The organism is Microbulbifer sp. CAU 1566, from assembly GCF_023156515.1.
Taxonomy (GTDB): domain Bacteria; phylum Pseudomonadota; class Gammaproteobacteria; order Pseudomonadales; family Cellvibrionaceae; genus Microbulbifer.
The window spans coordinates 57,055-79,215 of the sequence record NZ_JALNMG010000003.1; the positions used below are offsets into that span (position 1 = coordinate 57,055).

Genomic DNA, 22,161 nt, shown 5'->3' on the forward strand with positions numbered 1-22,161 from the left:
TCGGATTACCGGCCCGGATACGATTAGGCCAGGGTTTCCTGATCTGAAGTCGCGTTCGCCAGGTACATCAGCTCACGCAGGGCCACGGTAAACATGGCGAAATCACCCTGAGGAGAAGACTTCAGTTCCTTCATCAGGCTCTCCCAGCGCTGGATGGGTTGCGCCATGACGTCTACCCAACGGCTTACCGCACTGTCCACATCCAGGCCATCGTCTCCCGCAAGGCGCAGAATGTGAATGGCGAGCTTGGACAGCTGGCTGTCCAGGTCATCCATGCTGGTTTCCCGCGCCTGAGACTGCCAGAAGGTTTCCGCCGGCAGGTCGATGATCTGGTTACCGAACCAGTAGAGTCCCAGCTTGTCCGCCAGGGCAAAGTAGGTTTTGGCCACCTCCTCCACCGGGCGATCACTGACCTGTGCCGACTGGGAGATACCCAATGCCGAGAACAGATAGGTCGGCGATGCCGCGAGCAGCGCCAACTGCTCTGGCACTTTCGCTGCGAGCAGCTGATCGTGGCGGGACTGCCACTCACGCAGGGGTTCGCCACTCAGCACCTCTGGCAGTGCGCGAATAACCCGCTGTACGGAATCCTGGAACAGGTCGCGCTCTTGCGCCGGATCCAGATCACCGCGGCGGTTGCGCACAAACCAGCGCGTCGCGCGGCGCACCCGACCGATCATGGAGTTCATCAACTGCAGCTGCAGATCCGCCGGTACCTGATAGTCCAGTGCCGCCACGCCGTCCTGGAATTCCTGCATCAGGTAAACATCACGGGCGCTGATATAAGCCGCCGCAATGGTGTCGATATCCGCACCGGTAGCACCACTGATGCGATGGTAGAAAGTAATCCCCATGCTGTTGACCATTTCATTGGCCACCTGGGTGGAGACAATTTCCCGGCGCAGCTGGTGGTCGTAGACCAGCGCTTCGTAGCGCGCTACCAGGGTGGGTGGGAAGGCGGAAACCACCGCTTCCTGAACGCGCTCATTGTCAATGATGTGCGCGTTCAGCAGCTCTTCTTTGAGCTTCACTTTTACATAGGAAATCAGTACCGAGAGTTCCGGGCGGGTCAGGTATTGGCCTTTGTTCTGACGCTCGGAGAGGGTTTCATTGTCAGGAATGAATTCCAGTGCGCGACGCAGTCGACCTTCGCTCTCCAGCGCGTTGATCACGCGGCGATATTCATCAAACCGATCGCCCACCTGGTAGCTCGCCACACTCAGGGCGCGAGTCTGGTTGTAGTTGTTGTCCAGCACCAGTTCGGCTACCGACTCGGTCATCTCCTCCAGCAGCTGGTTGCGCTGCTTGCTGGTGAGGTCGCCATTGGCCACCACCTTGTCCAGCAGGATCTTGATGTTTACCTCGTGGTCCGAGCAATCCACGCCGCCGGCATTGTCGATAAAGTCGGTGTTACAGCGACCGCCATTCAGGGAGAACTCGATACGGCCGCGCTGGGTCATGCCCAGGTTGCCGCCCTCGCCAAACACTTTGCAGCGCAGCTGATTGCCATTCACCCGCAGGTTGTCGTTGGACTTGTCACCAACCTGAGCGTGGCTCTCGCTGCTGGCTTTGACATAGGTGCCAATACCGCCGTTCCAGATCAGGTCTACCGGCGACTTGAGCATGGCACTGATCAGTTCGTTCGGCGTCAGCTGGTCCTCGGAAATTCCGAAGGCCTGCTTCATTTCCGGGGTAATTTTCACGGATTTGGCACGGCGCTCGAAAATACCACCGCCCTTGGAAATCAGGCTGAGGTTGTAATCGGTCCAGGCAGAGCGCGGCAGTTCGAACAGGCGCTTGCGCTCCACAAAGCTGCTGGAGGCATCCGGGTTGGGGTCGACAAAGATATGCAGGTGGTTGAAAGCACCTTTCAGGCAGATATGTTCAGACAGCAGCATGCCGTTGCCGAACACATCGCCGCCCATATCACCAATGCCAATCACCGAGAAATTTTCCGCCTGTACATTCACGCCCATTTCGCGGAAGTGACGCTGCACAGAGACCCAGGCACCGCGCGCGGTAATGCCCATTTTCTTGTGATCGTAGCCGTTGCTGCCACCAGAGGCGAAGGCATCGCCCAGCCAGAAGTCGTATTCCGCGGCAATGCCGTTGGCGATGTCGGAGAAGGTAGCCGTGCCCTTGTCTGCGGCGACAACCAGGTAGGGGTCGTCCTGGTCACGACGAATAACCCGCGGCGGCGGGATGACTTCGCCATCTTTCAGGTTATCGGTGACATCCAAAAGACCGCGGATGAAGGTTTTGTAGCAGTTGATACCTGCCTCGATCAACGCCTCGCGGCTGTTGTCAACCGGCGGTTTGCGTACCACGAAGCCACCTTTGGCACCGCTGGGCACGATCACTGCGTTCTTCACATTCTGGGCTTTCACCAGCCCCAGCACCTCGGTACGGAAATCTTCCAGCCGGTCAGACCAGCGCAGGCCACCGCGGGCCACTTTACCGCCGCGCAAGTGTACGCCCTCGACTTGCGGCGAGTAGACGAAGATTTCAAATTCCGGGCGCGGTTCGGGAATATTCGGAATATCCCGCGGGCTGAACTTGATGGAGATGTAATCCTTGGGCTGATCGTTCTCATCCAGCTGGAAGAAGTTGGTCCGCAGGGTTCCGCGAATCAGCTCCAGATAACGGCGGATCACCTGGTCCTCGTTGAGGTTGTCTACCGCATCCAGGCCATCGTGAATCTTCTTGATCAGGCGCTCGACCCGGGACTGATCCTGGCGATCGGCGGAATTGATGCGCGGGTCAAACATGGCGCGGAACAGAGCCACCAGGTTACGCGTAATCTCCACATGGTTGGCCAGGGTCGCAGCAATATAGGACTGGCTGGCACTGAACTTGGTCTGCTTCAGGTAGCGGGCGTAGGCGCGCAGCATGGACACTTCGCGCCAGTTCAGACGTGCGGCGAGTACCATCCGGTTGAAGGCATCGCTCTCGGCCACGCCATCCCAGATTGCGGCGAAGGCATCCTGGAACAGGGAGCGGGAGGCCTGGGCGTCGACGCGGGTTGGCAGGCCGAATTCCAGGTGGAACTCGTGCATCCACACATCCTGCTGGCCGCGGGGACGAATGGTATAGGGGAACTCGCCCATCACCCGCAGGCCGAGGTTTTCCAGTACCGGAATCACATCGGACAGGGTCAGGCCGCTGCCCCAGTTGAATACCTTGAAGCGCAGACTGCCAGGCTCGGCTCCAACCGGCTGGTAGAAACTCATGGCCACACGGTGATCGGCGCTGATCTCCTGAATCAAGGCCACATCCTGTACCGCGATACGAGGCTCGAAGTCCTCGCGGTAACCCGCGGGGAAGGCCTGACCGAAGGTACTGATCAGGCGGCTGCCCTGCTCCTCACCGTGGGATTCAATGAGGGATTTTTGGAATACGTCTTCCCAACTGCGGGTAATGTCCACGATTTGCGCCTCCAGTCGCGCTACATCAAAGTCCACCGGCTCATTTGGATCCACCCGGAACACAAGGTGTACCCGGGCGAGAATGGATTCGGAAAAATAGGTCGTAAAATCGGAGTCCAGCGCGTGAATGGTTCTCGCGATGCGATCGCTGATCTTTTCGCGCACCTCACTGTTGAATTGGTCCCGCGGCACGTAAACCATGGCGGTAACGAATTTGCCAAACGGATCTTTGCGCATAAACAGGCGCAGACGTGCGCGCTCATTCATGGCGAGCACGCCGAGGGTGGTATCGAACAGCTCTTTGGTGCTGCTCTGGAACAGCTCGTCCCGCGGGAAGGTGTCCAGTACCCGCTTCAGCGCCTTGCCATCATGACTGGTGGGAGACAGACCGCTCTGCTCCATCACCGAGGCCAGCTTGCGGCGGATGATGGGGATTTTGGCCGGGCTCTCGGTGTACACCGGTGAGGTGTAGAGCCCCATAAACGCCGACTCCCCGATTACCTCGCCTGCGGAATCGTAACGCTTGATGCTGACGTAATCCGAATAAGCAGACCGGTGTACCCGGGACTTGACGGAAGACTTGGCAAACGTCAAGAAGTTGGGGCCCTGGTAGAACTTCTGCTTGCCCTCATTGAAGGCATACTCCGGTGTGGGCTCTGCGGGTTGCTGCAGGTTTTTGAAGATCCCCAGGCGGCGGTTCTCCACCTCGCACAGGACCTTTTTATCGCCTTGCTGGCAGAATTCGTATTCGCGGTAACCGAGGAAGGTGAAATTGCCATCCCGCATCCACTGCAGGAAAGCCGCGGCCTCTTCGAGATTGGCCTCGTTATCGGCGATGCTGGCATGCAGCTGGTCTTCCATTGCAGCGCAGGTGTCCAGCATCGGCACATAATCGTCGACCGCCAGCTCCACATCGCCGAGGATATCCTTCAGGGAGCGCGCCAGGTCCGATGCGTGTGAGGCCGAGGTATCCAGATTGATCTCAAGGTAAATCAGCGCCTCGCTGGATACCCTGGGGTCGTCCTGGCGGGCATCATCCTGCTTGCTTCCGGGAGGCAGCAACTTTTCCAGCTGGCCGCTCTCGCTCCGCTGCAGCTGCATCACCGTACTTTTGATGGAGTGGATCACGGTGTTGCGGTTGTTGATCTCCATCCGCACCGAGTCCACCAGGAACGGCATGTCCCGCTGCAATACACAAACGACGGTGTGGGAGCACTCCCAGCCGTGGTCCTCCAGGCGCGGGTTGAACACCCGGATCTTGGGCTCGCCGCCGCTGTACTGCTGGAGAAAGTCCCAGCAGGTGTAAAGGCAACCGTATACATCCACCAGACGCCGCCCCGCCAGGTCCTCAAGTGCGTACTGGTTCAGAAACTGCTCCGCAAAAGCGACAACCGGCGCCGCCTTGTCGCCCAGCTTCTCCCGAATGATCCCACTGACCTGCGCCAGCAGCTCCTCCCGGCTATCCGTTATGACCGTGGCCATATTCACGTGTTTTCTCCCATCGCGGCTTAACTGATTACCGCTGTGAATAAATTTTTTTGGTTCAAGGTTGTATCAAGGTAGAACAAAACGACAGAATAATTGTCTACTTTGCCGCCCGAAGTACCCTAATAGGAGCCACGACGAACCCCCATAGCGGCACAGCGGTTGCCTCTCAGCCATCCGCCGCTAAAATCAACCGGTTCGCGACTGATCCTCGGACTCATCCTCAGGAGGCGGGCGAGTGGCTATATATAAAGATGATAGATAGCCACCCGGCTCGGGCAGCGTATTGAAACAGGAAATTGGCAAAAGAAGTGACGATATGGACACACGCCAGCAGATAAAAATTCTGGGTGATTGGCTAGAGCAGCAGATTATTGGCCAGGAGACTTTGGTCAACCGGATCCTCATAGGATTACTGGCCGATGGCCACCTACTGGTTGAGGGTGCGCCGGGCCTAGCCAAGACCAAGGCCATCAAGACTCTGGCCGATGCCATTGAGGGTGACTTCCACCGGGTGCAGTTCACCCCGGACCTGTTACCCTCCGATATTACCGGCACCGACATCTACCGCCCGGAAACCGGTGAATTCCACTTTCAGCACGGCCCGGTGTTTCATAACCTGATTCTCGCGGACGAAATCAACCGCGCGCCGGCCAAGGTACAGTCCGCCCTGCTGGAAGCCATGGCCGAGCGCCAGATCAGTGTCGGGCGCAAAACCTATTCGCTGCCGGACCTGTTCCTGGTGATGGCGACCCAGAACCCCATCGAACAGGAGGGCACCTACCCGCTGCCTGAGGCGCAGCTCGACCGTTTCCTGATGCAGGTGAACCTCAGCTACCCGAATGCGGAAGCGGAAACCAAAATCCTGCAACTGGCCCGCGCTGAGGCCAGTCACGGCGAAGACCGGCCGTCTTCCATCATCAGCCAGGAAACCATTTTTGCCGCGCGCAAAGAAATTCTCGACCTGACCATGGTCGAAGCCGTTGAGACCTATATTGTCCAGTTGATCATCGCCACCCGCGAACCCCAGCGATACGACGACGAACTCGCCTCCTGGCTCGACTTCGGCGCCAGCCCACGTGCCACCATCGCCCTGGACCGCTGCTCCCGCGCCTACGCTTGGCTTGCCGGGCGCGACTATGTAACCCCGGACGATGTCATGGCGATTGCACCGGATGTACTGCGCCACCGCCTGTTGCTCAGTTTTGAGGCGGAGGCCGCTGGCGCCAGTGCCGACCAGGTCATTCACCGCTTGCTGCAACAAGTGCCGGCGATTTAACCAGGCGCAGCGGATCTGACGTGCAGAAAGCCCTCAATCACAACGAGCTGAACCTCCGCGGCGCCTACCCTTCGGTGCCACCACTGGTGCGCCTGCGGCATATCGCCCGCCAGTTGCGCCTGTTCAAGCCACGGGTAAACCGTAGCGACCAGGCCGGCAACCTGCTTACGCGTTACCGCGGCCGCGGCATGAACTTTGAAGAGGTGCGCTACTACCAGCCCGGTGACGACGTGCGCTCCATCGACTGGCGCGTAACCGCCCGCACCGGTAAAACCCATACCAAGCTGTTCCAGGAAGAACGCGAACGGCCGGTGGTGATTTTGCTGGACCTGCGCTCACCGATGTTCTTTGGCAGCCAGAATGCCTTCAAATCCGTCGCTGCTTGCAGCATTGCCTCGGCTCTGGGATGGGCAGGCCTTCAGCACGGTGACCGTATCGGCGCCCTGCTGTTTTCTGATCAACACCTGGAAACCGTTCGTCCCCGTCGCAGCCATCACGCGGTACTTGCGGCCATTCACAGCATGGTAGAAATGGCATCCGCGCTCAAAAGCCCTATCCCTGCAAATGGCAGCCAGCCGCTCAGCACCCTGCTGGAAGAAGCTCGCCGGGTTGCGCGCCCCGGCAGCGCAGTGTTCCTGATCAGCGACTGCCATGACATGGATGAAAGCTGCGAGCAGCCCCTGTACCTGCTGACCCGCCACGCCGATCTTCAGGTGCTTCGTATTACCGACCCGCTGGAGCAGCACCTGCCAGATCAGGCCCTCACCATCAGTGACGGTCGCCAGCGCACCTTTCTTGGCCGATCTAACCGGCAACAGCGAGAGGCCTTTTCCCGGCATCAGCAACAGGTGCGCGAGCAGACTGCGCAGCTTTGTCGGCGCCTGCGCCTACCGCTGGTCGACTTTGACAGCACACAACCGGTGGTCCCGGTATTGCTCAGCACCTACGGTGAGCGACCGCCCGCGCCAAGTGCCAGCCCCAGCAGGATGCCGGTATGAAGCTAATGGCACAGCAACAGACCGCGCAGCCGGCGCCACAAATGACGCCGGAAATGCAGGCGCTGTTAGAGCAACTCAAAGACATTCACGAACCCGCAGCCATCGGCTGGTGGCCCCTCGCCCCTGGCTGGTGGATCCTCGCCGGAACCCTGGTTGCACTCATATTTGCCGCCGCATTTATATTCCTGCGCCTGCGGCAGAAGCGCCGAAAAAACTTGTATCGCTCCGAGGGCGTACGACTGCTGCAGGCAGTAGATCTGGGCAACCCGCGCGCGGTGGAGGAGATCAACATACTTATGAAACGGGTCGCAGTGGTGACCTTTGGCCGCGAACCCTGCGCCGCCCTTACCGGTGAGCGCTGGATTGCCTTTTTACAGTCCTCGGTGGATCAACCAATTCCCCACGCCGCAAAGCGCGCCTTACTGGAAAACCTGTATAGCGACCAGCTACCCAGCAGCAGCGACATCAAAGCGCTGCGAGAGTACGCCATATACTGGGCACACAAGCACGAAAGGCCGATACCCACGGATACGCTGGCGGGCGCCAAAGCCGTCATTGCGCCCAATTCACCGGAGGCAAGTCGTGTTTGAGTTTGCCCTGCCGTGGCTGTTTCTATTATTGCCCCTGCCCTTGCTGGCGCGCCGGCTTCTGCCAAAAAGCGAACCCCTGAGTAGCGCAATTAAAGTGCCCTATTACCAGCAACTGCCCCATAAAGGCGGCAGCGCCCCGAGCAATCAAATCAACCTGTTACTGCTCTGGCTACTTTGGAGCCTGCTCGTAACCGCCGCGGCTCGGCCGCAGTGGTACGGCGAGCCCATTTCAGAGACCAGCAGCGCCCGCGACCTGCTAATCGCAGTAGACATTTCCGGCAGTATGGAAACCCCGGACATGCTTCTGAACGGCAACCCGGCCATGCGCATTACCGCCGTCAAAAATGTTGTGGGGGATTTTGTGCTGCGCCGTAACGGCGATCGCCTGGGGCTAGTGCTGTTCGGCACCCGCGCTTACCTGCAAGCCCCCCTGACGTTTGACCGTCAGACTGTCGACACACTGTTAACCGAAGCCCAGATCGGCTTTGCCGGCCAGGGGACCGCCATTGGCGACGCCATAGGTTTATCCGTAAAACGCTTGACCCAGCGCCCGGCCGATCAGCGGGTTCTCATCCTGCTGACAGACGGCGCCAACACCGCCGGCGAGGTCGCCCCCCTGAAAGCCGCCGAACTCGCCAAACAGGCGGGGGTCAAGGTGTACACCATCGGTGTGGGCGCAGACGAAATGGTACAGCCCGGGCTATTGGGATCCCGCTTCGGCTCCCGCCGGGTCAACCCATCGCGGGACCTGGATAGCAAGACACTCAAAGCCATCGCCGACCAGACCGGTGGCCTCTACTTCCGCGCGCGCAATCCCCAGGAGCTGGCGAATATCTATGCAGAGCTGGATCGCCTGGAACCGGTGGAGCAGGAAGCGGAAACCTATCGTCCGCTAAAATCCCTGTATATCTGGCCCCTGGGGCTCGCTTTGTTTCTGGCGCTGGCCTGGGCACTGCTTCCCCTTGTCGCCAATCTTATTGCAAGCAGAGCTTCCATTAGCAAAGGTAGTAGTCAGCACCCGCTGAACAGGAGGCAGGCCCTGTGAACCTGTTAGCCAGCCTGCAGGAGTTCCATTTCCTGCGCCCCCAATTTTTATGGCTGATACTCCCGGTCGCCGGCATTTGCTGGGCGCTCGCCCGCACGGTGCTCGCCAGCGGCCAGCTGCAAAAAGTTATCGACCCGGACCTCCTCCCCCACCTGCTGATGCGCGGCGGAGAAAAACGCCCCTGGCTATTTGCCCTGATATTCGCCCTGCTGACCCTGGCGATCTTAGCGTTAGCCGGCCCCAGCTGGCGCAAACTGCCCACGCCGGTTTACAGCAACCAGGACGCCCTGGTGATTCTGCTGGACTTGTCGCCCTCGATGATGGCGACCGATCTCTCACCCAATCGACTCACGCGCGCGCGCCTGAAAATCCTGGACATCCTAAAGCAGCGCAAAGACGGCCTTACCGCCCTGATTGCCTACGCCGGTGAAGCCCACGTAGTCACACCGCTTACCGACGACACCGCCACCATTGCCAACCTGGTGCCCTCGCTTTCGCCACGGATCATGCCAGTGCCGGGGAGCAATATTGAAATGGCAGTACAGGCGGGACTGCGCTTAATAAAAGACGGCGCCAATGGCCGCGGGCGTTTACTGGCCGTAACCGACGGTATCGCCAAAGCGGCAGTCAACACCGTAGAAGCCGAAGTCAAAAACAGCGATGCCACCCTGTCCATCCTCGCCGTGGGCAGCGGCGACGGCAGCCCCATTCCGAAAACAACCGGCAGCGGGTTTGTCACCGACGACAGCGGCTCCATCATCATCGCCAATTTTGATCGCGGGGAACTGGCACAGCTGGCCGCGAGTACCGGCGGTAAATTCGCCCAGATCTCCGTAACGGACAATGACATCGCAACGCTGCTGCCAAAAGACAATGCACCGGAGCAAGCACAATTGACCGAGCGGGAATTCGATCAGTGGCAAGAGGAAGGTCCCTGGCTGGTGCTACTACTGCTGCCCCTGGCGCTTCTGCTGTTCCGCCGAGGCGCCCTCGCCTGTGTAATTCCAGCATTCACACTCTGCTCGCTACTCACCGCAGCCCCGAAAAGCGCGGCGGACACCTGGCAAAACCTATGGAAGACACCCAACCAGCAAGCGGAAGAGATGCTGCAACAGGGGGACGCCAAGTCTGCGGCAGAAAAGTTCGACAATTCACAGTGGCGCGGCACCGCCAACTATCGTGCCGGTAAGTACGATGCAGCAGCCAAGAACTTTTCCGAAAGTGCGGACCCACAAGGACTCTACAACCTGGGCAACAGCCTGACACAACAAGGCCGCTTCGACGAAGCCATCAACGCCTACGATGAAGCGCTAAAAGAAGACCCCGAATTTTCGGATGCGCGCCAAAACCGGGACATCGCCGAGCAACTCAAAAAGCTGCAACAACAGCAGCAACAAAACCAGCAGCAGAGTGGCCAGTCCCAGGATCAGGACAATCAACAGGACCAGCAGCAGAACAACCAGTCCCAGGACGGCGATCAGCAGCAGGATCAAAACGCGCAGCAGAATCAGCAACAAGGCGATCAAAACCAACAGAATGCCCAGCAGGAGCCAGGAGAGGACCAGCAACAGACTGGCAATCAGGACCAGCAGGAACCGCAACCGGATCCCGGCCAGAATGAGCAGGAGCAACAAGCCCAGGGCAATCAAGACCAGCAGAATGGCGAGCAACAACAGCAAAATGCCCAAGCTCAGCCCGGCGAAGAGGAAAGCCCGCTAGATCCTGAAACCCAACAGGCCCTGGACCAGTGGCTGCGCCAGATCCCCGACGACCCCGCCGGTCTAATGCGCGAGAAATTCAAATACGAAAGCCTGCAACGCCGCCGCGCCTATCGTGCGGGCGAATGGCAGCCCCCGGAAAACGGAGCCACCCAAAGATGGTAATCCCAGCAGAAGCAATCATCTCCCCTCACCGCGGACACCAGTTTACCGGTTTCCATGTGGCGCACGCGATCAAGCTGCTGTTCGCCGTGCTTTTACTGCTGGTATCCGTCACCGCTAATGCCCAGGATCTCACCGCGTCCGTGGATCGCAACGAACTCGCCATCAACGAAACCTTCACGCTCACCCTGCGCTACAGCGGCAACCAGAGTGGTGGCCAGCCGGATTTCAACCTGCTGCAACAGGATTTTGAACTCTTGTCCCGCCAACAATCCAACCAATACCGCGTTATCAACGGCAAGGCGGAAAGCTTTGTCGAGTGGACCGTCGTGCTCGCACCACTGAAAGAAGGCAAGCTCTTCGTCCCTTCCCTGCACCTGCATGGCCAGGTCTCTGATGCCATCCCGATGACCATCAACAAAGCGGGCGAATCCCCCGCCGGCAATGACCGCCAGGCATTTCTGGAGGTAGAACTCGACAAAAACGCACTCTACGTCCAGGAACAACTACTGGTAAAAGTCCGCCTCTACACAACCGTCGGGCTCCACGATATCGCTACCGACCCGCTGCAGATTGCCGGTGCCCACGTGGAAAAGGTCGACGAACAGCGATTCGAACGCAGAATCAACGGAGTCGGCCATGCTGTCTACGAATTGACATATGCCGTTTTTCCGGAAAGCTCCGGCGAACTGCAGATTCCCGCCCTCAATTATGTAGCCGTCACCGGCCGCAGAGATCCCTTCTCCCTGTTCAATCGCAACGCCCAGCGTATCCGCCTGCGCTCCGAAGCAAAAAGCGTCCAGGTCAAACCCAAACCCGATAGTTACAGCGGCTCTCACTGGCTTCCGGCAGCCAGCCTGGGCATGGTGCAGAGCTGGAGTAAGGATCCTGAAGAATTCAAAGTGGGGGAACCCATCACCCGAATCATTACTTTACGGGCGGAAGGCTTAAGGGCAGCGCAACTGCCTCCCCTGCCGGCGCTGGATGTCGAAGGCCTAAAAACCTATCCGGACCAGCCACAGAAAGAGGATCAGCCGAGTACTAGTGGTATTACCGGCAGCCGTATTGAAACGACCGCGATAGTTGCAACCAAACCTGGCGACTACCAATTGCCGCCGATTACGATCACCTGGTGGGATAGCAAGTCTGGTCGCCAGAGAGCTACGCAACTGCCGGCGTTTCGATTTCATATCTCGGGTGCACCTCTGATCAATGCGGCACAACCAGGGACAGTTGATGCAATTCCTACAGCCTCTCCGACTACTGTTCCTGTCGAGCCCGGTTTTTGGCAGAAAATTGCCATAGCTGCGATTGCATCGCACTTGTTCTGGATTATTTATTTTTTCTACGCAAGAAGACGCCTGCTCAGTCTTGAGCCAAGCATGATCAGTAAGACAACAGCCGGGTCGACAGATTTGGGACAACTAAAACAACTTGTAGAAGCCGCTAGTCCTGAAGAAGTTCAGGCGGGATTACGAGATTGGGTGAAAAATCGTTGGCCAACGTTACGAACACTAAGCCTTGAAAGCGCTGCGGCGGAGCTCAACATATTTGAGCTTTCCCAGTTTGTTGGGATATTAAATGATGCAATTTACAAAACACCCAAGAAACCGATTAATCGGCAGCAATTACAAATTTTGGCGGAACGACTTATGCGGCACAAAGACCACCCAGAGGAAAAACCAAGGGAATTGCCTGATCTTTTTAGCGGAGGTACCGTTTAGCCGAATGCCCCTCCGCTAAGCCGACAGTAAAGACTCCATTAGTGAAAACGTCTGTTCGGCTGCCACATCCCAGCTAAATTGATTTACGCGAGTATGCGCGCGCAACTGAAGCTGCGCCACCAGCTCCAGGTCATCCGTCAGCGTTACAAGCGCAGAGGCAATAGACTCTATGCTTTCAGGGTCTACCAGGAGGCCAGCATCACCTGCAACCTCTTCCATCGCACCGCGATTCGAGGTAATTACCGGCGTTCCTTGACTAAAGGCCTCTACAATTGGAAGGCCAAAGCCTTCATAAAGCGAAGGCATGAGTATTGCTCGGGCATTTTGATATAAGGCCGGCAACGCCGCGTCATCTACGTACCCGAGAATCTCAACATGATCGCTGAGGTTATTTTTCTGAATTAGCCGCTCCAATTCAGGCAACCCCCAGCCCTTGCCGCCACATATTTTGAGAGGTAATGCACCCGTACTCGCCAACACATATTTTGTGTAAGCTGACAACAGCCTCCCTAAATTCTTCCGTGGTTCTAAAGTTCCGACAAATAGAAAATATTCACCAGCCCCCGACCCCTCCGAACTATCCAAAAATGGAGCCTCAAGAACTTTGGCAACGTCAGCCTCCGGACATAACGCCTCTACCTCTAACTTTGTCGCATCCGACACTGCAATGACCTTGTCGGCTTTACGAATAGAGGGAGGCATTAACCGGGAATCAAGAATCCGACCAAAGCGCGACATGGTCTCCGGAAAGTGCCTCCAAACCAAATCGTGGATAGTAACGATAGAGCGGACATTCCCCCCCAAAAATAGCGGCAAGTGATGGCGAGGAGACCAAAACACATCAACTCTATCCCTTTTCGCCCAAACTGGAAAAACCGCTTGTGCAAACAAAGATCCGGCGGACGGAGGCATGAAACTGGGGTAGCGAACGTTTACGCTATCCGGCAATGACTCCGGCCACATTAGCGGTCGATCGCTATACAGATACCAAGTCACATCACTTCTGTTAAAAAGGCGACTCAACAAAGATTGTGTGTAACGCCCGATTCCCGTTGTGGGGAATGAGAGCGGTCGAGCATCCACTGCTACGCGAATCACTAATTTACCGCCTTTTCCACAGACCGCTCCCCCAGTACCCGACGGTACAAATCATCATACGCGCGAGCCATTTTCCTAGCGGTAAAAAGGCGCTCGTACCGTGCCCTGGCCGCCTTACCCCAAGCGTCCGACTTGCCTGGGTTCTCCCATAAGTCCTGCATGGCACAGCGTAAAGCGCCAACATCTGCGGGGGGCACTACGTGACCGGTTTTCTGGTCAATATTTACGTAGCTAGTGCCCGTACATATTGCGGTGGAAATTAACGGTTTTCCAACCATCAGCCCTTCTAGCAAGCTTACGCCGAACGCTTCAGAGCGCAAATGAGATGGAAAAACCACCGCTCGGCATAATTTCAACAGCCCAAGCTTCTCCTCATCGGTTACATGCCCCAGAAACAGCACGTTGTCGGCACCGACTTCCAAAGCCAGCCGCTTCAACCTCTCCTCCTCGGGACCTTTACCAGCAATCAAAACCGGGAATGGCAGGGATACCGATGCCCTGACCAAATATTCCAGCCCCTTGTAGTAACGCAAAGCTCCCACGAACAACATAAAATCACGACCATACTGATCGGATAACTCAACCAAGGTAGGCGGCGCAACAGCCGGGTAACTTGATTCAGAAATTCCAAGAGGTATCACTTCAACCTTGTGCGCATATTTCTGCAGCACCGGACTGGATGCCAGATACTCAGGTGATGTCGCCACAATCCGATCAGCCTTACCGAGGAACCAGCGCATCAAAGGTGTATAAAAAGCACCCAAAAAACGCTGACGAACGATATCGGAATGATAAGTCACAACTAAGGGACGGCGACGGCCGGCGCACAAATAAGCAATATCACCGAATGGCCAGGGAAAATGCAGATGCAACAAATCCGCTTGTTTTTTGAACAGCGTAGTGATGAGGCCAGGACCCACACAACAAGACGCTAAAGAAAACCAGCGCCGGGACGCACGCACCGGCACACTTTCGAAATTGGCCTTATAGGGCAAATCCGCCAACGTCAGCACCTCCGAGCCCTCAGAGTTGCTAGCCATCTCAAAAATGGCCTGCTCAAGCCCCCCCTGTGATTCAGGAAAAAACGTACGGTAACAGTGAAGGACCTTCATAAAGCGCCAGATCAAAATTTAACCATTTTCGCAGCAGGGAGTAGAAGTGCACACTTCGGCAGCCTCCTTAACCTGTTGTTTTTACTGGGGTTACTGTATATTAACCAGCCACAGGAAGCCATGGGGAATATCGGTAGTCCAGCAGCTCAAAATGCTCACAACCCCGATAAGTTCCAACCAAAAGGCAACTTTTTGACATCCGCCAAAGGCTGTTTTTAATATGCGGAAATACTTGGATCTGATTTGGCTAAGAGGCATTGGCGCCTTAAAGGCTGATACCAAGCAATCTTACCTGGGTATGCTGTGGTGGCTACTAGAGCCACTTCTCATGGCAGCTCTTTTTTATCTGGCTTTTTCTAGCGGAGTAAGAGGTGATGGCCAAGCTAACAGCCATTTTATCTACTTCTTGCTTACTGGGCTTTTCCCTTTTAAATGGGCGGCATCTGCGATCACCGGAAGCTCTAATTCGCTAATCAGTAATAAAGGCATACTCGGGCAAACCTATTTGCCAAAATGGATTTTCCCCGCTGTTGCAAATATGACTGCACTGATCCGCTTTTCTATTGTCTTTCCCGTAATGCTTATATTGGTAATTTGGGGCGGCTACGGGCCCTCTATGGACTGGCTCTCGGTCACCAATATTATTTTGTGTCAGATCTTATTTAATTTAAGTGTAAGTTTCTTCCTTGCCGCCACCGTACCTTTGATACCCGACCTAACTCATTTAGTCCCATTAATTGTAATGGCGATGATGTTTACCTCAGGTATTTTCTTTGACATAAATGAGAGACCCGAGAATATTCAGACGATACTACGCTTAAACCCGTTTGTAAGTATTCTAGAAGGTTACCGGGATGTATTGCTGCACGGAAAAACTGCCAACTATTCAATGCTAATATATCCCATACTAGCAAGTTTGGCAGCGCTCGCTATGGGACTTGCCCTGTTTTTCCGTTTCGACCGCTATTATCCGAGAGCCCTCCCATGAACAGCGAGATAATGTCATTCAATAAAGTCGGACTCGCATATCGTCGAAGTCTTAACCCATTCGCACCAAAAAACTGGGTGCTTAAAGACATAGACTTCCAGCTTTACCGTGGTGAGGTGCTCGGTGTAATTGGTCATAACGGTGCAGGAAAAAGCACTTTACTGAGGTTGCTTGCGGGAATTATTGCCCCAAATCGAGGGCACATAACACGAGAAAAAGGAATACGTTCACAACTTCTGACACTGAACCTTGGCTTCATCCACAAACTTAGCGGCTTCGATAACGCCATTATGTCACTGGTGACTCAGGGGAAAACTATTAAAGAAGCTCATAAGCTCATTGATGGCGTCATCGAGTTTTCCGGCATCCCACACTTGATGGATCACTCCGTAAGCACCTATTCTGCAGGAGAACGAGCCCGTCTCGGCTTTGCAATCGCAATGCAAGCAACACCGGATATTCTCCTACTGGACGAAATGCTAGGAGTAGGCGACAAAGAATTTAGAATAAAATCGGGTAAAGCCCTTAGGGAACGGGTGCAGTCTGACCAGACCGCAGTGCTGGTATCTCACCAGCCTAGCACCATCCGCACGTTCTGTGAACGAGCCCTCTGGATTGAGGAAGGTCATGTGAAAGCTTTGGGGCCGACCGATGTGGTACTTGAGGAATATGAGCAATCCCCAAGGACCAGCAGCCCACCACAAACGATGAAAAAGGCAGCTGCAGAACACATATAAGCCGCCTAAAATTTTCTAGCTGACTCCCCCACGCAACACTACTGTCTTAATAGCGCAATAATTTCGCTCCAAAATAAGCGCTATTGGACGTGGGGGCGAGGCTCGCCAACCCTTTGAATACACATGCTTTCAAGGTATTGGTATGCTCATGAAAACGGCTTACATTCATATTGGAACCGAAAAAACGGGATCCACATCAATTCAGCAACTCTTGGCCAATAATCGCAACACGCTAAGCGAACTTGGCTATCATGTCGCAAATATACAATATGACGACAACCATTTAGACTTCGTCGCCTACTGCATCGATCGCTTCCCCAACGATCAACAGCAAGCGCTCCTCAGCCTAGTGAATATTAACGACCCTATTCAGCACCTTCGCTGGAAGGAGGCATTCAAGCTGAAAGCCGAGCAGCAACTATCCAACACTCGTCAAATTAAAAATCTCGTCATAACATCCGAGCATTTCCACTCAAGAATTAAGAATGTCAGCGAAGTAAATCGACTACAACAGCTATTGTTGCCTCATTACAATAAATTCAAGGTGATATTGTACTTAAGACGACAAGATCAACTCGCTGCAAGCTTGTTCAATGAGGCACTTAAATACGGGGGCACCTGCAGAAATCCACTGCAAGCAAGCCACAAACCTAGCAGCCCATATTTCGATTACCTAAATTTAGTGGAAATGTGGGCTTACGTATTTGGCAAAGAAAACTTATCGATCAGACTATTTGAGAAAAGCCAATTTTTTGAAAAGTCTCTATACAAAGACTTTCTTAGAGAACTTGACATAAGTGATACAAAAAATATCGATGAGCCGCCCAAGGCCAATATCGCCCTAAATGGGTATCAACAACATCTATTGTTATTTTTTAATGAAATCACCCAAAGGCACGGAACCAACGGACAACTCCATAAAGAGTTGCGAGAAAAGATTGCCAGCTCAAATACACTCAAAAATAAGACAGAAGGATTTCAAGCGTGCAAATCAGAGCACACGCAATTTCTCGACTATTTTACAGAAATGAATCGCGCCCTTGAAAAAAAATGGCTAAAAGGTAACTTTTTTAGCTCGTCAATTGACAGTGCTGATACTCTAAGAACGAGAATAGCGAACACGCCATCAAGAGAAAACTTGGAAGACGCCCTTACCCGAGAAATCTTGGCGTATCTCGACATCAAAGAACAGTCCTACTCAAACACACCCCAACTAGCGAACTCAAAACTAGTGAACGACGTTTTTGATGTAACAAGCTTATTTAACAATAAAAACTCCGCCCTTATACGAAGCAAGATAGAGAAAATACATCCCTAAGCTGTGGTAGTTCAGATTTGGTCTGAACTAATCCACCTAAGCTGATAAATTGTCAAAGCTTACCAATCATTCATTCATCCGGCTCCATTCTTGGATCGAAATTCAAACGCCGCCGTCAACGCCAGTAAAGCAATTAAAAAAGAATGTTCGCGCCGGCTCTCCTAAATTTGATAATGCTTTTTCAGGTAACCGCCATATTCCTTAGCCCCCTTCAAAGTCAGGTGGTACATGTCATACATCAAGAGGTCTGCACGATCTCTTGTGTAGATCCTATAGCCATCCTCATAAAAGAACGACTTGTTACCGATGTACTGAACTCCAATCTTCTCAAATTCAGGCGCATATTTCCCGTCAAGAGAGAATGGGGATGGAACAAGATATTCAGCCAAAGCTTCATCAATATTTGCACTACTGCCATGAGTCACCGCAATATTCAAAGGATTCTGATGTTGTAGAAACTTTGTTTGGCCCACCACGAAAACGCGTTTACCGGTATCTTTGAACCTTTTAGCGGTCTCAAGTACGGCCTTCGCACGAAACTCATTGAACTCCATAGCCAAGAAAATTACATCATCCACTGGAGCGTTCAATGCGACCTGCAGACGCTCACTGTTGAATTTTTGGCACTTCTCTGTCCGAGCAATCTCAGTATCAAATACCGGAGGACAACCTGCCAGCCTTGCCATATAAATATTGTCAGAAGGAAACGCTGTCGAAAGCGCTACAAATGTATCGTTACCGCGAGAATCAGCAAGCAAAATAATGTTTTGCTCTTCACTCTTCCTTTCTCCACAAAAGATCGAGTCCGAATTCTTTTTACAGCGCGCGCTGACAAATCTGAAATTTTCCTTAATCGGATCCTTGGTAGTTCGCTCCGCAAGGTACTTGATACTGTCAGGCAACCGCCAGGACCAACCATTCCCCTGAACCACCAAGAATGACAACCCGCATACCAATAACGCGCCAGCGAATATTGCATTAACACGCAGCAAGGCATGGTATCGACTGTTCATGTGACCCAGGCCTCCACTAAAGCGGAACTTTGACTCCACTAACTGATACAGCGCGACGCCTGAAATCAACGTCAAAGCGAAAAGTATCGTCATATCCGCCAAAGAAAAATCACCGCCAAACCGGTACTGGTACAACACAATTAGCGGCCAATGCACAAGATAAATTGAGTATGATGATTTTCCTATAAATCGGGCAACACTATTGGCCAACATCCTGCGCGGTAGCGCCTGGGACCCCCAAAGGATCATTAACAGCGTCCCCAGGGACAACGGCAGTGCGTTTACTCCGGGAAAAGGAGTTGCGTCACTGAATATCACAGCACAACCAATTACCAGCATCAACCCGAGTAAGAACAGAACGCCTCCAACGAAATCCCCAATTCTAGTCGGAGCACGCTGCTTTATCAGGAATACGCCTAAACCACCCAATGCAAATTGGTATATACGCAGCGGCATTAAATAGAAGGCGGCGGAGGGGTTTTCGCGCAACACATACTCACAGGCTGCCAAACCAACAAGAAAGCCGACAACCAGAAAAGCAAGCACCCCTTCCCGGCCCAAAAGCCGAAAAACCACAACAAGCGTCAATGGATACAACAGATAAAACTGCTCTTCAACACCAAGGGACCATGTGTGGAGAAATACTTTTGAGTACGAAGAAGAATCCCAATAACCCGCCTCAGACCAATAAAAAACGTTGCTGAACGAAAAAACCGCAGAAATAGCCTGCTTTGCTGTATAAACCAAGTCTTCAGGCGTCATGATAAACGCACTGAGCAACAACGAACCGGCAAGCGTGGCAAGTAACGCAGGTATGAGCCTGGCTACACGTTTCATATAAAAGTCTGCCAGAGAAAACTTCCCGCGCCCAAGATCGTTAAGAACAATACCGGTGATCAGAAATCCGGATATTACAAAAAATATATCGACCCCGACGAAGCCACCCTCAAAGCCTGATAACTTGAGATGGAAAAGTACAACGAGTACTACTGCGATTGCTCTCAGTCCGTCGATTTCGGGGCGGTACAAAAATCCATCATGAGCTTGACTCGTACTCACAGATATTATTCTCTTCTCGTTCTAAACTTGGAAAAAGCGGTAACCTATTGGGGATGTATGCAGGTATGCGTTACAAGCCTGCTCACTGTTCGCAGGCGTTCCGCAGTTTTTCGGACCAAAACACTGCGATCAATTTTACCAGCTCGATGGTGGCCATTGATGCACCTTGGGTAGGAATACCCAATTCGTCCACAAGCTCCCTCAAAATCGACACCAACTGTTCGTCAGATAGCACCTCTGCAGGCCGGTATGATCCCGGCACCATCGACTTACCAGAAAGATAACGCTGGGAAAGCACCGCATTATCCGCTCGATAGAAGGCAAGAAAATCCTTATATTCTTGGTCAGAATCAAAGTAACTGTTGCAGTCATGTTCCAGCAGGGGGAATTCTCGCCGGACCAACCCATCTAATCTCAGCGCTAGTCTGCACGCCTCTCCGTAATTTGCCGAATGATCGACTTGGTAATCCAAGTGCTGATTTATAAGTGCAAGTACACGGATTGCGACTGCGGAAACAGATTTATTAGCCGCTGATACCGGAATATCTGATGGCGCAGACTCACACCCAACCACACTCAACATGTCGGATACTACGTTTCCACCAACCAAGCGCTCGCGATCAAAAATACGGACGCGAATATTACCCACCCCAAACTCTTGCTCCCAAGGCTTCAGCATTTTGGAATATTGCAATAGGGCTTTGCGAGGAGTTACTTCCAGGTGCTTTGAAAACGTAGTGGAACAAGCATGCTTTTTCACAAGCTCATTATACATTGATGACAATGCTTGATCCTGGTAGCGGAGATAGAGCACTAACACCACTTCATGTGGGTGAAAATCGTCTTTTAGCTGCCTGATTTGCCTCGAACCGAGATATTCGAACATTTCACTAGAAATGACAAATGCCTGGCATTCAGACAGCGCTATTTCTTCCTGAATTTCCGCAACTAACTGATCCGCCCGGTCATCACGTTTATACGTCCGGGCAAGCAAGTGGTGGCTTTCGCCCCGCTCTGCACGCCCGGAGCTCAAGTAATGAATACCCTGTGTTCGAAGATGCTCAGCATTTACATGAAAATACTTTTGTATCGCGGTCGTACCGGTTTTCGAGATACCTGCATGTAGGTAAATGGTCTTACCCGTGGACCGGTTTCTCGTCCATTTAGAAATTAGCTTATCGAGCATCGGAGATTACACCGACTGGGACAATGAGCGGACAATTTCCAAGGCGGTATGCAACGATTTTTCAAGCCCTTCAACGTCAGTCGACTTGATTCCAGCCAGTGACCGCTTAATCTCTGTCGTCGATACGTCTTCGGTCCTATCCAGGTATACAACTTCGCAATGGCTGGCAAGCTCATCAAACTTTCCACGCCAGTCACCACCCATGCCGAATATAGAAGCCCCGGTTCGCTTGATATCCGCCCCCTTTTGCCCCCAATCATTTTCTGGGAAAACCTCATCCACATACCCCGAGGACAGCAATATTTCCTTTCTCTCCTCATATGAGTAAAAAGATTTTTTACCCTTACCTGCGTTGAATTCATCAGTAGATAAACCGACTACCAATCGGTCTCCCAGGGCTCGCAGACGTTTAAGAATCCGGACATGCCCCACGTGAAACAAATCAAACGTACCGTAAGTGATCACGGTCTTCACCTTGCCACTAGCATAGTAATCGAGAGAGTGGCTGACACTTGCCTTGGGAATTTCATGGCGGTAATTCAGAATCGTCTCATCCCGAATCGGGTATATCCCCTGCTCTTTAAGGCTTTCTATCTCCGGCTTGAAGTGATCAAAATTATTGTGCCGGGCGACTATGGCTTCCTCTAATCCAAAGCCACTTTGGGTGAAGTAATGGCAATAGTCCCCTATCCCTTTAATTTTCAGGGGCCCAAAACCATACTCCTTCAGGGGATAGAGATCGCGGATGCGGATATAGCGTTTTTTGAACCACTTGCGGAATTCGGGCGTCTTGTAGTGCAGACAAAGCTCACCATCGATCTCTTCTCGCTTACCGATGAATACATCGATCTGCAAATAGGTACCGGAAGGGCAGATCGTTTTGCTGGTACATTTGAACTGGTACAGGTGTTCACACAACTTCTCTTTAAGAATAACACCGTACTTCTCCAACTCCGGTATCAGTTTGAGGAAGTCATCTTCAAACACCTCCTCAACCATCACATCCAGGTCATCATCCCAGGGAATCATTCCCTCATGACGAACGGCACCAAGCATGGTCCCGGAATGGGCAAAAAACTCAACACCATTACGTTCCAGAACCTGACGAAATACGTCAAAGAAACGGTAATAGCTCGCAATAACGCCGTCATTGAGGATCACACGCCTGAAAAAGTCGTGAAGATCTACTTTCTGTTCAGTTACGTCCATAACGCTCTTGTCTCT

General features: G+C 53.4%; 15 protein-coding genes. 9 read left to right on the forward strand and 6 right to left on the reverse strand.

The genetic code is table 11. From position 1 onward, the window contains the following. Positions 1 to 23: 23 nt before the first annotated feature. Positions 24 to 4,907 (reverse strand): NAD-glutamate dehydrogenase, encoded by a 4,884-nt coding sequence (locus M0G74_RS08650; RefSeq protein WP_248216694.1) that lies wholly within the window; start codon positions 4,905 to 4,907, stop codon positions 24 to 26. A gap of 322 nt (positions 4,908 to 5,229) precedes the next feature. Between M0G74_RS08650 and M0G74_RS08655 the strand changes: the two genes are divergently transcribed. The 6 genes from M0G74_RS08655 to M0G74_RS08680 are packed head-to-tail and all read left to right on the forward strand — an operon-like array spanning position 5,230 to position 12,426. Continuing rightward, a complete protein-coding gene (locus M0G74_RS08655) occupies positions 5,230 to 6,189 on the forward strand; it encodes a MoxR family ATPase (RefSeq protein WP_160153813.1) in 960 nt (319 codons plus the stop codon). A gap of 20 nt (positions 6,190 to 6,209) precedes the next feature. Beyond that, a complete protein-coding gene (locus M0G74_RS08660; RefSeq protein WP_248216223.1) occupies positions 6,210 to 7,187 on the forward strand; it encodes a DUF58 domain-containing protein in 978 nt (325 codons plus the stop codon). Further along, on the forward strand, positions 7,184 to 7,777 hold the full coding sequence (locus M0G74_RS08665) for a DUF4381 domain-containing protein (protein WP_248216224.1): 594 nt from the start codon (positions 7,184 to 7,186) through the stop codon (positions 7,775 to 7,777). Before M0G74_RS08660 ends, M0G74_RS08665 begins: the two co-directional genes overlap by 4 nt. Next, positions 7,770 to 8,822 (forward strand): VWA domain-containing protein, encoded by a 1,053-nt coding sequence (locus M0G74_RS08670; protein ID WP_248216225.1) that lies wholly within the window; start codon positions 7,770 to 7,772, stop codon positions 8,820 to 8,822. Before M0G74_RS08665 ends, M0G74_RS08670 begins: the two co-directional genes overlap by 8 nt. After that, positions 8,819 to 10,705, forward strand: a complete 1,887-nt coding sequence (locus tag M0G74_RS08675) for a VWA domain-containing protein (protein ID WP_248216226.1) — start codon at positions 8,819 to 8,821, stop codon at positions 10,703 to 10,705. Before M0G74_RS08670 ends, M0G74_RS08675 begins: the two co-directional genes overlap by 4 nt. After that, positions 10,699 to 12,426, forward strand: coding sequence for a BatD family protein (locus tag M0G74_RS08680; RefSeq protein ID WP_248216227.1), 1,728 nt, complete (start codon positions 10,699 to 10,701; stop codon positions 12,424 to 12,426). The genes M0G74_RS08675 and M0G74_RS08680 overlap by 7 nt, the downstream gene beginning before the upstream one ends. Positions 12,427 to 12,441: 15 nt before the next feature. Here the strand turns inward: M0G74_RS08680 and M0G74_RS18355 are convergent, their stop codons facing one another. Further along, positions 12,442 to 13,524, reverse strand: a complete 1,083-nt coding sequence (locus M0G74_RS18355; protein ID WP_348983704.1) for a glycosyltransferase family 1 protein — start codon at positions 13,522 to 13,524, stop codon at positions 12,442 to 12,444. Then, positions 13,524 to 14,651 carry a glycosyltransferase gene (locus M0G74_RS08690; protein WP_248216229.1) on the reverse strand — a complete coding sequence of 376 codons (1,128 nt, stop codon included), beginning with the start codon at positions 14,649 to 14,651 and terminating at the stop codon, positions 13,524 to 13,526. Before M0G74_RS08690 ends, M0G74_RS18355 begins: the two co-directional genes overlap by 1 nt. 217 nt (positions 14,652 to 14,868) lie before the next feature. Here M0G74_RS08690 and M0G74_RS08695 point away from each other — a divergent pair, with 217 nt between their 5' ends. The 3 genes from M0G74_RS08695 (at position 14,869) to M0G74_RS08705 (ending at position 17,679) form a co-directional block, all read left to right on the forward strand. Continuing rightward, the gene (locus M0G74_RS08695; RefSeq protein WP_248216230.1) at positions 14,869 to 15,624 is read left to right on the forward strand and encodes an ABC transporter permease; all 756 of its coding nucleotides are present in this window, start codon (positions 14,869 to 14,871) and stop codon (positions 15,622 to 15,624) included. Further along, positions 15,621 to 16,361, forward strand: coding sequence for an ABC transporter ATP-binding protein (locus M0G74_RS08700; protein WP_248216231.1), 741 nt, complete (start codon positions 15,621 to 15,623; stop codon positions 16,359 to 16,361). The genes M0G74_RS08695 and M0G74_RS08700 overlap by 4 nt, the downstream gene beginning before the upstream one ends. Positions 16,362 to 16,503: 142 nt before the next feature. After that, complete coding sequence (locus M0G74_RS08705) at positions 16,504 to 17,679, forward strand: hypothetical protein (RefSeq protein WP_248216232.1); 1,176 nt, start codon at positions 16,504 to 16,506, stop codon at positions 17,677 to 17,679. A gap of 161 nt (positions 17,680 to 17,840) precedes the next feature. On the opposite strand, the gene M0G74_RS08710 is transcribed toward M0G74_RS08705, so the two are convergent. The 3 genes from M0G74_RS08710 to M0G74_RS18360 form a co-directional block, all read right to left on the reverse strand. Next, positions 17,841 to 19,751 (reverse strand): acyltransferase family protein, encoded by a 1,911-nt coding sequence (locus M0G74_RS08710; RefSeq protein ID WP_248216233.1) that lies wholly within the window; start codon positions 19,749 to 19,751, stop codon positions 17,841 to 17,843. A gap of 82 nt (positions 19,752 to 19,833) precedes the next feature. Then, entirely contained in the window at positions 19,834 to 20,937 is a 1,104-nt protein-coding gene (locus tag M0G74_RS08715; RefSeq protein ID WP_248216234.1) for a hypothetical protein, read from the reverse strand. A gap of 6 nt (positions 20,938 to 20,943) precedes the next feature. Further along, positions 20,944 to 22,146, reverse strand: a complete 1,203-nt coding sequence (locus M0G74_RS18360) for an adenylyltransferase/cytidyltransferase family protein (protein WP_348983705.1) — start codon at positions 22,144 to 22,146, stop codon at positions 20,944 to 20,946. Between the last annotated feature and the right edge of the window lie 15 nt (positions 22,147 to 22,161).